11 protein-coding genes are annotated in these 15,537 nt (G+C 62.5%); 1 reads left to right on the top strand and 10 read right to left on the bottom strand.

Annotated features, from left to right (window positions below; all coding sequences use genetic code 11):
* Positions 1–80: 80 nt before the first annotated feature.
* Positions 81–977: a LysR family transcriptional regulator gene (locus OJ965_RS18100; protein ID WP_058957759.1), complete on the top strand. Its 897-nt coding sequence runs from the start codon at positions 81–83 to the stop codon at positions 975–977.
* Positions 978–1,021: 44 nt separating this feature from the next.
* Here the strand turns inward: OJ965_RS18100 and ettA are convergent, their stop codons facing one another.
* The 10 genes from ettA to atzF all read right to left on the bottom strand — a co-directional run bounded on the left by ettA (position 1,022) and on the right by atzF (position 15,493).
* Positions 1,022–2,689 carry an energy-dependent translational throttle protein EttA gene (ettA, locus tag OJ965_RS18095; protein ID WP_072215507.1) on the bottom strand — a complete coding sequence of 556 codons (1,668 nt, stop codon included), beginning with the start codon at positions 2,687–2,689 and terminating at the stop codon, positions 1,022–1,024.
* A gap of 189 nt (positions 2,690–2,878) precedes the next feature.
* On the bottom strand, positions 2,879–3,643 hold the full coding sequence (gene deoR / locus OJ965_RS18090) for a DNA-binding transcriptional repressor DeoR (protein ID WP_009092255.1): 765 nt from the start codon (positions 3,641–3,643) through the stop codon (positions 2,879–2,881).
* A 211-nt stretch (positions 3,644–3,854) separates the two neighbouring features.
* On the bottom strand, positions 3,855–4,553 hold the full coding sequence (gene urtE, locus OJ965_RS18085) for an urea ABC transporter ATP-binding subunit UrtE (protein ID WP_009092254.1): 699 nt from the start codon (positions 4,551–4,553) through the stop codon (positions 3,855–3,857).
* 1 nt (position 4,554) lies between these two features.
* Positions 4,555–5,346, bottom strand: coding sequence for an urea ABC transporter ATP-binding protein UrtD (gene urtD / locus OJ965_RS18080; protein WP_009092253.1), 792 nt, complete (start codon positions 5,344–5,346; stop codon positions 4,555–4,557).
* Positions 5,343–6,416 (bottom strand): urea ABC transporter permease subunit UrtC, encoded by a 1,074-nt coding sequence (gene urtC, locus OJ965_RS18075; RefSeq protein ID WP_265137259.1) that lies wholly within the window; start codon positions 6,414–6,416, stop codon positions 5,343–5,345. The genes urtD and urtC overlap by 4 nt, the downstream gene beginning before the upstream one ends.
* Positions 6,416–7,981, bottom strand: a complete 1,566-nt coding sequence (urtB, locus tag OJ965_RS18070; protein WP_265137257.1) for an urea ABC transporter permease subunit UrtB — start codon at positions 7,979–7,981, stop codon at positions 6,416–6,418. Before urtB ends, urtC begins: the two co-directional genes overlap by 1 nt.
* A 91-nt stretch (positions 7,982–8,072) precedes the next feature.
* Positions 8,073–9,341, bottom strand: coding sequence for an urea ABC transporter substrate-binding protein (urtA, locus tag OJ965_RS18065; RefSeq protein WP_046101286.1), 1,269 nt, complete (start codon positions 9,339–9,341; stop codon positions 8,073–8,075).
* 27 nt (positions 9,342–9,368) lie between these two features.
* Positions 9,369–10,070, bottom strand: coding sequence for a GntR family transcriptional regulator (locus OJ965_RS18060; protein ID WP_154928474.1), 702 nt, complete (start codon positions 10,068–10,070; stop codon positions 9,369–9,371).
* Positions 10,071–10,079: 9 nt separating this feature from the next.
* Positions 10,080–13,697 (bottom strand): urea carboxylase, encoded by a 3,618-nt coding sequence (gene uca, locus OJ965_RS18055; RefSeq protein WP_265137255.1) that lies wholly within the window; start codon positions 13,695–13,697, stop codon positions 10,080–10,082.
* Between the two features lie 2 nt (positions 13,698–13,699).
* The gene (atzF, locus tag OJ965_RS18050; RefSeq protein WP_046101181.1) at positions 13,700–15,493 is read right to left on the bottom strand and encodes an allophanate hydrolase; all 1,794 of its coding nucleotides are present in this window, start codon (positions 15,491–15,493) and stop codon (positions 13,700–13,702) included.
* Between the last annotated feature and the right edge of the window lie 44 nt (positions 15,494–15,537).

Raw genomic sequence — 15,537 nt, 5'->3', positions numbered from 1 at the left:
AACAGGCTTTAAGTGTAGAACCTGCTTTTAGCGGTGATAAGATGGACAATCTTTCATAGAGTGTTCGTCTGAGGTGAACAATGGCCTTCCGGCAGTGGCAGGATATGGCGCTCTTTGCGCTGGTGGCGGAGTGCGGCAGCTTTACCGGCGCGGCAGAGCGGGCGGGACTGCCGAAATCGAGCGTCAGTCAGCGCATCAGCCAGCTGGAGCAGCGGGTAGGGATTCGGTTGCTGAACCGCACAACCCGCCAGCTCAATCTGACCTTTGCCGGTGAGCGCTATCTGCTGCATTGTCAGGAGATGATGCAGGCGAGTGAACGCGCGGATCAGGCGATCGCCAGCCTGCGTGAAAATCCCAGCGGTCGTCTGCGCATCACCAGCCCGGCAGGGATCGGCGCGACGCTGCTGGCACGCTGTAACGCGGCATTTTTACGCCTCTACCCCGATGTGACGCTGGATGTGTCGATCTCCGACGAGATGCGCGATCTGGTGCAGGAGGGATTCGATGTGGCGCTGCGCACCGGTCAGCCGCACGAGTCGTCGCTGATTGGCCGCCGGATCGGTAACTGTCCGCGATTGCTGGTCGCCTCGCAGGGCTATCTCGATCAGCATCCGCCGCTGGTTCATCCGCAGCAACTCTCTGCGCACCGCTGTATTGCCCATCGCGCCTGGAATGAGTGGGTATTGCAGCGCGATGATGAGTTCTACCGCTGGCTGCTGCCGCCAGGCCACCTCACCGACAATCTGCTCTACGCGCGTGAATGCGCGCTGGGGGATGCCGGTATCACGCTGCTGCCGCACTTTCTGACCGATGGCGCGATGGCGGACCCGCGTCTGGTGCCCGTCCTGCCGGAATGGGAGATTGAAGGGAATGAACTCTGGCTGGTCTATCCGGGGCGCAAACTGCACTCTCCGGCGCTGGCTCGCTTTATCGAGTTCGCGCTGCAATCCCCGGTGTTCAGGGATTTTTATCGCTGACTGAGCCAAAAAAAAGGCGGCATCGCTGCCGCCCGTTTATATCTTTACTTCGTCATACGCTTGTACTTGATGCGCTTCGGCTCCAGCGCATCTGCGCCGAGGGTACGCTTCTTGTACTCTTCGTATTCGGTAAAGTTACCTTCGAAGAATTCAATTTTGCCCTCATCCTGATAATCCAGAATATGGGTGGCGATACGGTCCAGGAACCAGCGGTCATGCGAGATGACCATGGCACAGCCCGGGAACTCCAGCAGGGCGTTTTCCAGTGCGCGCAGGGTTTCGATATCCAGGTCGTTCGTCGGTTCATCGAGCAGCAGCATGTTGCCGCCAACCTGCAGCAGCTTCGCAAGGTGCAGACGACCACGCTCACCGCCTGAGAGTTCGCCCACGCGTTTGCCCTGATCGACGCCTTTAAAGTTAAAGCGTCCGACATAGGCGCGGCTTGGCATCTCGGTGTTACCGATGCGCATAATATCCTGACCGCCGGAAACTTCTTCCCACACGGTTTTCGAGTTGTCCATGCTGTCGCGGAACTGATCCACGGCGGCCAGCTTGACGGTGTCGCCCAGCACGATGCTGCCGGAATCAGGCTGTTCCTGACCGGACATCATGCGGAACAGCGTCGATTTACCCGCGCCGTTCGGACCGATAATCCCGACAATCGCGCCTTTCGGCACGGAGAAGGAGAGATCGTCAATCAGTACACGGTCGCCATAGGACTTACGCAGGTTGCTGACTTCCAGCACTTTGTCACCCAGACGGGCACCTGGCGGAATGAACAGTTCGTTGGTTTCGTTACGCTTCTGGTAGTCGGTATTGTTCAGCTCTTCAAAGCGTGCCAGACGGGCTTTGCCTTTAGACTGCTGGCCTTTTGGTCCTTTGCGAACCCACTCCAGCTCTTTCTCAATCGACTTGCGACGGGCAGCTTCAGAAGAGGCTTCCTGCGCCAGACGCGCATCTTTCTGCTCCAGCCAGGAGGAGTAGTTGCCTTCCCATGGAATGCCTTCGCCACGGTCCAGCTCCAGGATCCAGCCTGCCACGTTATCCAGGAAGTAACGGTCATGCGTAATGGCGACGACTGTGCCTTCGAAGTCGTGCAGGAAGCGTTCCAGCCAGGCGACAGATTCCGCATCCAGGTGGTTAGTCGGTTCGTCCAGCAGCAGCATGTCTGGTTTTTCCAGCAGCAGGCGGCAGAGGGCAACACGGCGACGTTCACCACCGGAAAGGGTCGCGACTTTCGCATCCCAGTCTGGCAGACGCAGCGCATCGGCTGCACGTTCCAGCTGGGTATTCAGGTTGTGGCCGTCGTGCGCCTGGATAATCTCTTCCAGACGACCCTGCTCAGCGGCCAGCTTGTCGAAATCAGCATCCTCTTCAGCGTAGAGTGCGTAAACTTCATCAAGGCGTTTCAGTGCGCCAACCACTTCCGACAGCGCTTCTTCAATCGACTCACGCACGGTGTGTTCAGGGTTGAGCTGCGGCTCCTGCGGCAGGTAGCCAATCTTGATGCCTGGCTGCGGACGCGCTTCCCCTTCGATATCTTTATCGATGCCGGCCATGATGCGCAGCAGGGTCGATTTACCCGCGCCATTCAGGCCGAGTACGCCGATTTTGGCGCCAGGGAAGAAGCTGAGCGAGATGTTCTTCAGAATATGTCGCTTCGGCGGAACCACTTTGCCGACGCGATGCATGCTATAGACGAATTGAGCCACGTTGGTTTGAGCCTCTGGGTCTGTTGGTCGTTGGAATGATGTCGAAGTTTAGCCTTTTTCACCCCTTAATCCCAGCCGGGGGGCGGCGAATATTCGCGGGCCGGGGGCGGTCAGACATAAGACGCTGATTTGTCCGGCTCACCGGCGAGCCATATGAAAAGGCGGGCAGAGACCGGCTGGCCTCCGGCCTCAGGGCAGACGCAGGGGAATAGCCTGCTGCGTCAGCCAGGTCTGCAGGGCCTGATCGGGGGCACTGTCGCTGACCAGCAGATCGAAGCGCTGCAGGTCGCCGATGCGGGCGGGCAGCACTTTGCCATATTTGCTGCTGTCCGCCACCAGCACCGACTGCCGGGCGCGCAGCATGGCGTGATGTTTCATCGTCAGCTCGTTGGTGTTGTAGCAGGTTGCGCCCTGATCTTTGTCGATCCCGGCCGCAGAGATAAAGGCGAGCGTCGGGCAGAGATCGTCGAGAAGGGTGTGCACACCCACCGGCGTAAAGAGCGCATTGTCGGCATGAAACTCCCCGCCGCTCAGGATCACGTGACAGGCCGGTTTCTCTTTCAGAGCCAGAAACGTGTTCATGGCGCAGCAGATGGCGGTAAAAGAGAGCGTGTCGGGGAGGGCATCAATGATATAGGGCAGGGTGGTGCCACAGTCAAAAAAGACCGTGTCGTTCTCGCTGACCAGGCTGGCGGCCACCTGAGCCAGCCGCTGCTTTCTGGCGGCGTTCTGCCCGTGCTGGTCGCTGACAAAATAGTGACCGGCATGACTTTTGGGATCGCTGACGATATAACCGCCCAGCAGCACTACGCTGGAGCCCGGCTCGGTCAGATCGCGGCGAACCGTCATCTCAGAGACGCCCAGCAGCCGGGCCGCATCTTTCAGATGGAGTTTGTCGGTGCGTTTGAGCGCCTGCGTCAGTTTCTGGATGCGTTCATCGCGCCGGGTTTCCATGGTCATCTTTCTGTTCCCTATCCTGCAGTGCGGAGGAAGGACGCCGGAATCGGCGTCGATACGCGACAAACCTCACAGATTTGAATGAGTTGCGTCTCATCCGCCAGGCTGGCACTCAATCTTACCCGCAATCTGTGAGGGCCGCAAACCTCTGGCGCCCGGGGGAATCGCGCCACTGCTCAGTGGAGACCGGCTTACTGTAAGCCGGGCGTTAAATCGCCACCAGGCCGCGCACGCCTTCTGCCTCCATGGCGTCGCCGCGGCCTCGCTGCACAATTTCACCGCGGGACATCACCAGATAGCTGTCCGCCAGTTCGGCCGCGAAGTCATAAAACTGCTCAACCAGCAGGATCGCCATATCGCCTCGCTGCGCCAGCTGGCGGATCACTGCGCCGATCTCTTTGATCACCGATGGCTGGATCCCTTCGGTCGGCTCATCCAGGATCAGCAGCTGCGGCCGACAGGCCAGCGCCCGGCCGATCGCCAGCTGCTGCTGCTGGCCGCCAGAGAGGTCGCCGCCCCGGCGTGACTTCATCGCCTGCAGCACCGGGAAGAGCTGATAGATCTCCTCCGGGACGGCCCGTGCCTCTGCCGCCGGAAAGCGTGACAGGCCCATCAGCAGATTCTCCTCCACCGTCAGGCGCGGAAAAATTTCCCGCCCCTGCGGCACATAGGCGATGCCAGCCTGCACCCGCTGATGCGGTTTGCGGCCATTCATCCGCTGCTGCTGCCAGTGAATCTCCCCCGACTTCGCCGGGATCAGGCCCATCAGGCACTTCAGCAGCGTGGTTTTTCCCACGCCGTTGCGCCCCAGCAGGCAGGTGATTTCGCCAATCCTGACCTCAAACGAGAGGCCGCGCAGGATGTGACTGCCGCCATAATATTGATTCAGTTCAGTAACCTGTAACATCTCAGCGCCCCAGATAAACGTCGATAACCTGCTCATTGGCCTGCACCTCGCGCAGCGATCCCTCCGCCAGCACCTGTCCCTGATGCAGCACCGTAACGTGGTCGGCGATGGTCTCCACAAAGCCCATGTCGTGCTCCACTACCATCAGCGAGTGTTTCCCCGCCAGGCTGCGAAACAGTTCGGCAGTGTAGGCCGTTTCCGCATCGGTCATGCCCGCCGCCGGTTCATCCAGCAGCAGCAGATGCGGTTCCTGCACCAGCAGCATGCCAATCTCCAGAAACTGCTTCTGACCGTGCGACAGCAGGCCCGCCCGGCGCTGGCGCTCGCCGCCCAGCCGCAGCAGCTTCAGCACCTCATCAATCCGGTCGCGCTGCTCGCTGTTGAGGCGGGCGCGCAGGCAGGCCCACACCGATTTGTCGGCCCTGAGGGCGATCTCAAGATTCTCGAACACGGTCAGCGCTTCGAAAACCGTGGGTTTCTGGAACTTACGGCCAATCCCGGCGCGGGCGATCGCCACCGGAGACAGACGGGTCAGATCGCTGTCCTGGTCGTAGATCACCCGGCCTGCATCCGGCCGGGTTTTGCCGGTGATCACATCCATCAGCGTGGTTTTGCCCGCGCCGTTGGGGCCGATCACGCAGCGCAGCTCACCGACGCCGATCTGCAGCGAGAGATCGGTCAGCGCCCGGAAGCCTTCAAAGGAGACGCTGATCTTATCGAGCTGCAGCACCGGATCGCGCTGCACCCGGTGGCGATCCGCTAACTGGGGTTGGGTAAACAGGGCATCACTCATTTTTTTCTCCGGCGCAGCAGGCCAATCACGCCGTGCGGCAGAAACAGCGTGACCAGGATAAACATCAGGCCCAGGAAAAAGAGCCAGTATTCCGGGAAGGCGACGGTGAAGAAGCTGCGCGCGCCGTTAACGATCGCTGCGCCCAGCAGCGGGCCAATCAGCGTGCCGCGTCCGCCCAGCGCCACCCAGATCGCCGCTTCGATCGAGTTGGCGGGGGACATCTCGCCAGGGTTGATGATGCCGACCTGCGGCACATAGAGCGCCCCGGACAGACCGCACAGCACCGCAGAGAGTGTCCAGACAAACAGCTTGAAGCCGCGCGGATCGTAACCGCAGAAAGTCAGGCGGTTCTCCGCATCCCGCACGGCGGTCAGCACCCGGCCGAATTTGCTGCGCGCCAGGGCGAAGCCGATCGCCAGGCTCAGCAGCAGCAGCAGCACCGTGGCGACAAACAGTCCGATACGGGTCGGGGTCGCCGTGACCGAAAAGCCGAGCAGGGTAGTAAAGCCGGTAAAGCCATTGTTGCCGCCAAAACCGGTTTCGTTACGGAAGAAGAGCAGCATGCCCGCGTAGGTCAGCGCCTGCGTCATAATCGAAAAGTAGACGCCTTTGATTTTTGAGCGAAAGGCGAAGAAGCCAAACAGCAGCGCCAGCAGGCCCGGCACCAGCATGCTGAGACAGAGCGCCCACGCGAAGGAGTTGGTGCCAGCCCAGAACCAGGGCAGCTCACGCCAGGAGAGAAAGGACATAAAGGCGGGCAAGCCTTCCCCGGCGGCCTGGCGCATCAGGTACATGCCCATGGCGTAGCCGCCCAGGGCAAAAAAGAGGCCGTGGCCCAGCGACAGCAGGCCGGCGTAGCCCCACACCAGATCCAGCGCAACGGCGACCACCGCATAGCAGAGGATTTTGCCGACCAGCGTCAGGGTGTAGGTGGAGATCGCCAGCGGATGTGTGGCGGGCAGCAGCGCCAGAAACGGCATCACCAGCAGCGCCAGGGTGATGACCAGGCCCAGGGTAAGGGTCACGCGTGGGGCGGTGCGCGCCACGCGAAGCGTGATAGGTTGCGTCATCAGTCAGTCACCCTTCCTTTCACCGCAAACAGCCCCTGTGGACGTTTCTGAATAAACAGCACGATGAGCACCAGAATCAGGATCTTGCCCAGGACCGCGCCAATCTGCGGCTCCAGCACTTTGTTCAGAATGCCCAGACTGAAGGCGGCGACCACGGTGCCCGCCAGCTGGCCGACGCCACCCAGCACCACCACCAGAAACGAGTCGATGATATAGCCCTGGCCCAGTTCCGGGCCGACGTTGCCCAGCTGCGACAGCGCCACGCCGCCCAGCCCGGCAATGCCGGAGCCGAGTCCGAACGCCAGCATATCGACGCGGCCGGTCGGCACGCCGCAGCACTCCGCCATGGCGCGATTCTGCGTCACGGCGCGCACGTTCATGCCCAGGCGGGTGCGGTTCAGCAGCAGCCAGGTGAGCGCCAGCACAAATACCACGAACAGGATCACCGCGATGCGGTTCCACGGCAGCACCAGATTAGGCAGCACCTGCAATCCTCCTGACAGCCACGATGGATTCGCTACCTCCAGGTTTTGTGCCCCGAACAGCACCCGCACCAGCTGAATCAGCATCAGGCTGATCCCCCAGGTGGCGAGCAGCGTCTCCAGGGGGCGGCCATAAAGATGGCGGATCACCGTGCGCTCCAGCGCCATACCGACGGCGGCGGTGACCAGGAAGGCGACCGGCAGCGCCAGCAGCGGATACCAGGCCAGGTAGTGCGGCGCAAACTGCTGAAACAGGCTCTGTACCCACCAGGTAGCGTACGCGCCGAGCATCAGCATTTCGCCGTGTGCCATATTGATCACCCCGAGCAGGCCATAGGTGATTGCCAGACCCAGCGCGGCCAGCAGCAGGATCGATCCCAGCGACAGGCCGCTGAAAGCCTGACCCAGCAGATCGCCCCACCGCAGCCGCTGCTGAATCTGTTGCAGGCTGTCCGCCGCCGCAGCCCGCACCGTGGCATCCGGTTCATTTGCGGGCTGAGTCAGGCGTTGCAGGCTGGCCTGGGTGTCAGGATCGCTGGACTCGCCCAGCAGATTGACCGCACGCAGGCGCACCATCGGATTGCTGTCTGCCAGTTGCAGGTTGGCCAGCGCCAGCGCTAAGGCAGCATGAACCCGGCTATCCTGCTCGGCGGCGAGGCGCTGCGTCAGCAGCGGCAGCTGGTCGGCAACCCCCCCATTCTGCAGCTGCTGCGCGGCACGCAGGCGCAGCGCGGCATCACTGCTCACCAGCTGGTGGGCGGCCAGCGCATTGTTGACCAGCACGCGCAGCCGGTTGTTCATAAAGAGTTTTTTCAGGTTACCGGCGGGCCGGGCCGCACCCTCCAGCGGTGTCAGCTGTGTACCCTGCTGGCTGAAGGGCTGTTTGTTCTGGTCGATGACGACCGTTTCGGCGTGCAGCGCTTCCAGCAGCGGCAGGCGCTGGCTGTCCGGCGCGGCGGCCCATTGCTGCAGCAGGGTGGCCTGCTGGCTGCGGCTGGCGGCGGCAAAGTCAGCCGCCGGTCCGGCGCTGGCCAGCAGCGGCATCAGCAGCAGCAGGCTGAATAAGCAGCGGCATAGAGTCATAAAGAGAGCCTCGTCAGGGGGAGGCAGCACGGTGGATTAAACAGCCGTGCTGCCGCTTCGCAGCGATGGACGCTGCCTGTCTGCCGCGCGCTTACTGCGCGGTTTTTACCGGGTAATCGGGCTTTTTGTCGTTACCGGCAATGTACGGGCTCCACGGCTGTGCGCGCACCGGCTTGTCGGTCTGCCACACCACGCTGAACTGGCCGTTCTCTTCCACTTCGCCAATCATCACCGGCTTGTGCAGATGGTGATTGGTTTTGTCCATGGTCAGGGTAAAGCCATCCGGGGCGTTAAAGGTCTGACCGGCCATCGCGGCCCGCACTTTGTCGACATCGGTGGTGCCCGCTTTTTCCACCGCCTGGGCCCACATATGGATGCCCACATAGGTCGCTTCCATCGGGTCGTTGGTGACCACAGTGGCGGCGTTCGGCAGATTGTGCGCTTTGGCGTAGGCGCGGTAGTCCGCGACAAACTTCGCGTTGGTCGGGTTGTCGATCGACTCGAAGTAGTTCCAGGCGGCTAACTGGCCGACCAGCGGTTTGGTATCAATGCCGCGCAGCTCCTCTTCACCCACCGAGAAGGCGACCACCGGAATGTCGGTGGCTTTGATCCCCTGGTTGGCCAGCTCTTTGTAGAACGGCACGTTGGAGTCGCCGTTGATGGTCGAGACCACCGCAGTTTTGCCGCCAGCCGCAAACTTTTTGATATTCGACACGATGGTCTGGTAGTCGCTGTAACCAAACGGCGTATAGACCTCTTCGATATCCTTGTCCGCCACGCCTTTGCTGTGCAGGAAGGCGCGCAGGATCTTGTTGGTGGTGCGTGGATAGACATAGTCGGTGCCCAGCAGGAAGAAGCGTTTAGCACTGCCGCCATCTTCGCTCATCAGATACTCCACCGCCGGGATCGCCTGCTGGTTTGGCGCCGCACCGGTGTAGAAGACGTTAGGCGACATCTCTTCGCCTTCATACTGCACCGGATAGAAGAGCAGGCCGTTCAGCTCTTCAAATACCGGCAGCACCGATTTGCGTGACACTGAGGTCCAGCAGCCAAACACCACCGCCGCTTTATCCTGCGTCAGCAGCTGCCGCGCCTTCTCGGCAAACAGCGGCCAGTTAGAGGCGGGGTCTACCACCACCGGCTCCAGCTTTTTCCCCAGCACGCCCCCTTTGGCATTGATCTCATCGATCGTCATCAGCGCCACATCTTTCAGCGGCGTTTCAGAAATCGCCATGGTGCCGGAGAGGGAATGCATGATCCCCACTTTGATGGTGTCAGCCGCCTGCGCACTCCAGGCAAATCCCATGCTGACAACGGTGGCGGAGAGCGCAAAAGCTTTGATCAACGAACGTCTTTTCATCATCTGAACCCCTGAGTGGTTGTTGTGTTATTCGATGGTCTGGAGCCGGGCCTGCTGCAGGCGATGCAACGTGATCTTCCTGACTTCCGCCTTGCTGACGGCAATATGGTCGGTCAGCATGCGTTGCGCGTCGGTGGTCTGTTGCTGAAAAATCGCCTGTAAAATCTCTGCATGTTCCTGATAGGTCGCGCAGATACGGTCGTCGCGGGTGAAGTCGAGCCGCCGGATAATGCGGATCTTCTCCGTGAGTTCGGCATGGATGCGGGCCATCTCCGGGTTGCCCGCCGCTGCCACCAGCGTCATGTGAAACGCCTCATCGTGCTGCGAAACCACCAGCCCCTCGGTGAGCGCCTCTGCTTCACACCAGAACTGGTTCAGCTCCGCTAACAGGGCTGTACACTGCGGGGCGGGCAGGGCGCAGAGGCGTTTTACCGCCTCGCACTCCAGCACGGTGCGCAGGTCATAAAGCGATTCAAACCAGGCGAAATCAAAATTTCGGATCTGCCAGCCGCTGCGGAACCACACTTCCACAAAACCTTCGCGCTCCAGCCGGAACAGCGCCTGACGCACCGGTGTGCGGCTTACCGCCAGCCGTCCGGCGATTTCGCTTTCACTGAAGCGGTCACCCGGCATCAGGCGAAAGGCGAAGATATCAGCCTTGAGCGCCTGATAGACCCGCTCTGCCAGCGCCTCCGGGCGCGCTTTTGGGGATTGAGGTTGCCTTGTCATTGCTGCTCCTTATTCCAGCCACAGCAGGTTATCGCCCGGGCTGACCGGGCGGCCCGCCTGGCAGGCGATACGCGTGACCCGACCGGCCTGCGGGGCGACAATCGCCAGCTCCATCTTCATCGCTTCCACGATGATCAGGGTCTGACCGGCGCTGACCGCGTCGCCCGGCTGCACCAGCACTTTCCAGATATTGCCATTGAGGTCAGCCTGCACCGCCACGCCGTTTTCCTGCTCCTCGCTGACGCTGGCCAGCGCCTCCTCAGCCTGCGGCGCGCTCTGCTCTTCCTGCGCCCATAGCTGCACCTCCTGTTCAAAAGCGGCGGCCTGGCGCTGGCGGAACGCCGCGATCTCAGCGGCGTGATCGGTGAGGAACTGCTGGTGGGCGGCAAAATCGAACTGCGTCTCTTCGATGCGCAGGCTGCCACGACCTTCGCGAAAATCTTCGCGCAGCCGGGTCAGCTCCTCTTCACTGACGGGATAAAAGCGCACCTGATCGAAGAAGCGCAGCAGCCACGGCGCGTCGGGCGCGAACTGCGGATTTTTCAGGAAAGTGTTCCAGATCGGCAGCGTCCGGCCCACCAGCTGATAGCCGCCAGGCGAGTCCATACCGTAGATACACATATACATGCCGCCGATGCCGACGGTGCCTTCGGCGGTAAAGGTGCGCGCCGGACTGTATTTGGAACTCAGCAGACGATGGCGTGGATCGACCGGCACAGCGCAGGGCGCGCCAAGATAGACGTCACCCAGCCCCAGCACCAGATAGCTGGCGTCAAACAGGGTCGCGCGCACCTCCTCCCGGCTGCTTAAGCCATTAATACGCTGGATAAAGTCCACGTTGTTCGGCAGCCAGGGGGCGCTGGCGCGAACCGTCTCCTCATAACGGCTGACGGCACCGAGCGTGGCGCTGTCCTCAAAGGCCATCGGCATCCACACCACGCGGGAGGGCACCTTCAGCGTGCTGACATCGCCCAGCGTCGCCTCCAGCGCCAGCAGCAGCGTCATCAGGGCGGACTGATTAATGATGCGGCTGTCGTAGCGCACCTGCAGCGAGCGCACGCCCGGCGACAGCTCCTCGACGCCGGGTTCTGCCTGCGCCGTCAGCGCATTCATCAGCAGATGCACGCGCAGACGCAGCGCCAGATCCAGCACGTTGTCGCCATATTCAATCAGCACATATTTGTCGCCCGCCTGGCGATAGACCACTTTCGGGGTGGTGTCGGTGGCGTCGAGGGCGGCGAGAATCGTGGCGGAGCCGTGAGCGGTTTCGGCCAGCGACGGCACGGCAAAGGCCGGGGGATGTTCCGGGCGCAGTGTCTCAATCAGATGACGCTGCGCGTTTTCCCGCGCCAGCGCCTCCTCCGCGCTGATTGGATGGAAGCGGATGGTGTCGCCGGGTTTGACCTGGCCCACTTTCCACAACTCGGCTCTGGCGATGGTTACCGGACAGACAAAGCCGCCGAGGCTCGGGCCGTCGTGCGTCAGGATCACCGGGAAGTCGCCGGTGAAGTTGACCGCACCGATGGCATATTCACAATCGTGAACGTTGGAGGGATGCAGGCCCGCCTCACCGCCGTTGGCGCGGGTCCAGGTCGGTTTCGGGCCGACCAGCCGCACGCCGAGGCGGTTAGAGTTGTAGTGCACCTGCCAGTCGCTGGCAAAGAACTCGTCGATGGCGGCCTGGGTGAAAAAGTCTGGTGCGCCGTGCGGACCGTAGAGCACACCGATACGCCATTCACTGCCGTAGTGCGGAATCAGCGACGCATCAAGCGGCTGCGGCGCGCCAGTCGGGGCCGGTGTGGTGCAGGCGGCGCGCGCAGGCTGTGAGACTGGCAGCATGTCGGCGACGCGCAGGGTGCGTCCGGCGTGACCGCCAAACTGGCCCAGCGAAAAGGTGCTGCGGCTGCCCAGATATTCCGGCACGTCAAAGCCGTTGCGCACCGCCAGATAGCTGCGGCAGCCCTGGCGGGCGCGTCCCATCGTCAGCGTCTGTCCCGCTTTCACCGTCAGCGGCTGCCAGTAACTGACCGCTTCGCCATCAAGCTGCGCGTCACATTCTGCGCCAGTCAGCGCCACCATCGCATCGCAGTGGAAGCGCAGGGTGGGGCCCTGCAGGGTGAACTCCAGCCCCGCCGCCGCCTCATGGTTTCCGACGATGCGGTTAGCCAGCCGGAACGCAAAGTCATCCATCGGGCCGGAAGGCGGCACCCCGATGTCCCAGTAGCCGAGGCGGCCGGGGTAGTCCTGCACCGAACTGAAGGTGCCGGGCTGCAGCACCTCCACCACGGTGGCGGCAGGCACCACGCTGTCGAGATAGCGCGTCCAGACGTTGCCGCTGCGAAACGCCTCGCTGGTGGTAATCTGGCGCAGATAGTCGAGGTTGGTGGCGATACCGTACAGCTGGGTCGCATCCAGCGCGTGATGCAGTTTTTCCAGCGCCGCTTCACGGTTGTCGGCATGCACAATCAGCTTGGCGATCATCGGGTCATAAAAGCTGGAGACTTCACTGCCGGTTTCGACGCCGCTGTCGACACGCACGCCGTCAGGAAAGCTCACCGCGGTTAACAGGCCAGGGCTGGGCTGGAAGTTTTTCAGGGGATCTTCCGCGTAAAGCCGCACCTCGATCGCCGCGCCCTGAGGCGGCTGCTGCAGGCGTGACCACTCCACCGGATCACCCGCCGCCACCTGCAGCATGCACGCCACCAGGTCGAGCCCGGTGACGCATTCGGTGACCGGATGTTCAACCTGCAGGCGGGTGTTCACTTCAAGGAAATAGAACGCCTGCTGGCTGACGTCGTAGATGTACTCCACGGTACCTGCGCTGCGGTAGTTCACCTGTTCGCCCAGCCGCACCGCTGAGGCGAGCAGGGCGTCGCGCGTCTCCTGCGAAAGGCCGGGCGCGGGCGTCTCTTCCACCACCTTCTGATTGCGGCGCTGCAGGGAGCAGTCGCGTTCACCCAGTGCGACGACGGTGCCGTTACCGTCACCAAAAATCTGCACCTCAATATGGCGGGCGCGATCGATGCAGCGCTCCAGAAACACGCCTGCATCACTGAAGAACTGCTCACCAAGGCGGCGCACGCTCTCCCAGGCGCTGGCGAGTGCGTCGGCGTCGGCGCAGCGCGTCAGGCCAATGCCACCCCCACCGGCGGTGCTTTTCAGCATCACCGGGTAGCCAATCTCGTCGGCAGCCTGAATCGCCTCCTCCAGCGAGGCGAGCAGCGGGGTGCCTGGCGTCATCGGTACGCCTGCACTGGCCGCCAGCTCACGCGCGCGGTGCTTCAGGCCGAACTCGCCAATCTGCTGCGCGGTCGGGCCGACAAAGGCGATGCCCGCCGCCTCACAGGCTTCGGCAAAGGCCTGGCTTTCTGACAGAAAACCGTAGCCCGGCCAGATCGCCTGTGCGCCGCTCTGCTGCGCCGCCGCCAGAATTTTGTCGATGCGCAGGTAGGAGTCACTGGCTTTGTCGCCGCCGAGGGCGATGGCGCTGTCCGCCTGCTTAACGTGCTGCGCGTTGCGATCCGCGTCAGAGTAGACCGCGACACTTTTGACGCCCAAACGCTTCAGGGTGCGAATGGCGCGGCAGGCAATCTCGCCCCGGTTGGCAATCAGTACGGTGGTGAACATGATCAGTGACTCCCCTGTGAGGTCAGCCAGTTACGCCAGCCGCCCGATTCGGTGATTTCCAGCGCGCTGTTCAGCGCAGCGCCTTCGCAGATAAAGCCTTTGACGATCCGCCCATCCGCCAGCGTCAGGCTGCCGATACCCAGCGGGGCGGGGATCTCCGCCACAAATTCGCCGAAGCGTGCCAGCGGAATGTCCCACAGCTCCACCGTGATGGCGGCACCCTGTTCGTCCCGCATCAGGCCGGGCTTTTTAATCGCCCCGTCCAGCAGGGCGAACAGGCGGTAGTGAGGGGCGGTCTTTGTCTCTTCCACCCATACCGCCCTGCGCTCGGTGAGCTGGAAATTCAGCGGCATGCCGGTGAGGTGTGCCCCCACCACAGCCAGCCGGACATGATCGGGGGAGACGGGGAGAGCGACGGGCGGCGGGCAGGGCAGGCCAGTTGCCCCCAGCGGCAGCGCCAGCTGGCGCTGCCAGCGGATGCCAAATTCAGCCAGCGCCCGGTCGTGCCAGGCGGGCGCAATCAGCGTGATACCCGCCGGGAGATCGTCATTGCGGAACGGCGCAGGCAGCGCCAGCGCGGCGAGGTCAGCGAGGTTGGTAAAGTTGGTGTAGGTGCCAAACTGTGAGTTGTAGTGAATCGGCTCCTGCTTCATCTCTGCGAGGGTATGAATGGTGGGTGAGGTCGGCACCACCAGTGCGTCGAACTGCGCCAGGGTCTGCTGAATCTGGCGCGTCAGCCCGGCCCGCAGATACTCCGCTTTGTAGGCATCGACGGCGCTGTATTTCAGGCCGCTGGCGACGATCTCATGCACCACCGGGTCCATATCGGTGGGGCGATCGAGCATCCCGCCTACCGCCACGGTGCGCTCAGCAACCCAGGCACCGTAGTAGAGCTGCTCTGCCAGCTGCCGGAACGGCGTGAAGTCGATGGGGTGCAGCGTCGCGCCACTCGCCTGCAGGGCCTCCAGCGCCCGATCCCAGGCGGCTTCAGCGGCGGCATCATCGAAAAACTCCGGCGTGTCAGGAACGGCAAAGCGGGGGCGAACCGGCAGGCTGGCGGGGGCGGTGCGCGGATTCACGCGCGAATAGGCGTCGCCGGCATCGTAGCCCCCGATCACGCTGGCGACGCTCCAGGCATCTTCTGCCGTCAGGGCGAACACGGAAATCGTGTCATTGAGGCGGCAGGCGGGCACGACGCCGCGCGCAGAGAACCAGCCTTTGGTCGGCTTCAGGCCAACGATATTGTTGAAACCGGCCGGGACGCGGCCCGAACCGGCGGTATCGGTGCCCAGGGAAAAGGCGACCAGTCCGCGCGCCAGCACCGAGGCCGAGCCGGAGCTGGAGCCGCCGCTGACATAATCGGGATCAAAGGTGTTACTGACCGCGCCAAAAGGTGAGCGGGTGCCGACCAGACCGGTGGCAAACTGATCGAGGTTGGTTTTACCAATGACCACGGCCCCGGCCGCTTTCAGTCTGGCTACCGCTACCGCGTCCTCGCTGGCGGTATAGGTAAAGGCGGGGCAGGCGGCGCTGGTGGGCCAGCCTGCCACATCGATATTGTCCTTGACCGCGAACGGCACGCCGAACAGAGGCAGCGATGCGGGATCGCGCTGATAGTGAGCCAGCAGCGGTTCAATCTGAGCCGCCAGCTGATCCGGGGTCGCCAGCATGATCCAGGCATTATCCTGGGGATCCAGGGCGGCAAGGTGAGCGCTTAGCAATGCGCTAATCTGATGTGGCGCCTGCTGGTAGCGTTGTTGCCAGGCGTGCAGTGTCAGGCCAGTGGTCGAAGTCATAAGAAGGATTCCAGCTGGTATACAAGATGGAATTCAACAGAGCA

The sequence above is a fragment of the Pantoea anthophila genome, assembly GCF_026104315.1.
Classification (GTDB): Bacteria; Pseudomonadota; Gammaproteobacteria; order Enterobacterales; family Enterobacteriaceae; genus Pantoea; species Pantoea anthophila.
This window is presented reverse-complemented; position numbering and strand designations above follow the sequence as displayed.

Coding starts and splice junctions, on each gene's coding strand:
- OJ965_RS18100 (WP_058957759.1), top strand. CDS start 81: ATGGCCTTCCGGCAGTGGCAGGATATGGCGCTCTTTGCGCTGGTGGCG.
- deoR (WP_009092255.1), bottom strand. CDS start 3,643: ATGGAAACCCGGCGCGATGAACGCATCCAGAAACTGACGCAGGCGCTC.
- urtE (WP_009092254.1), bottom strand. CDS start 4,553: ATGTTACAGGTTACTGAACTGAATCAATATTATGGCGGCAGTCACATC.
- urtD (WP_009092253.1), bottom strand. CDS start 5,346: ATGAGTGATGCCCTGTTTACCCAACCCCAGTTAGCGGATCGCCACCGG.
- urtC (WP_265137259.1), bottom strand. CDS start 6,416: ATGACGCAACCTATCACGCTTCGCGTGGCGCGCACCGCCCCACGCGTG.
- urtB (WP_265137257.1), bottom strand. CDS start 7,981: ATGACTCTATGCCGCTGCTTATTCAGCCTGCTGCTGCTGATGCCGCTG.
- urtA (WP_046101286.1), bottom strand. CDS start 9,341: ATGAAAAGACGTTCGTTGATCAAAGCTTTTGCGCTCTCCGCCACCGTT.
- OJ965_RS18060 (WP_154928474.1), bottom strand. CDS start 10,070: ATGACAAGGCAACCTCAATCCCCAAAAGCGCGCCCGGAGGCGCTGGCA.
- uca (WP_265137255.1), bottom strand. CDS start 13,697: ATGTTCACCACCGTACTGATTGCCAACCGGGGCGAGATTGCCTGCCGC.
- atzF (WP_046101181.1), bottom strand. CDS start 15,493: ATGACTTCGACCACTGGCCTGACACTGCACGCCTGGCAACAACGCTAC.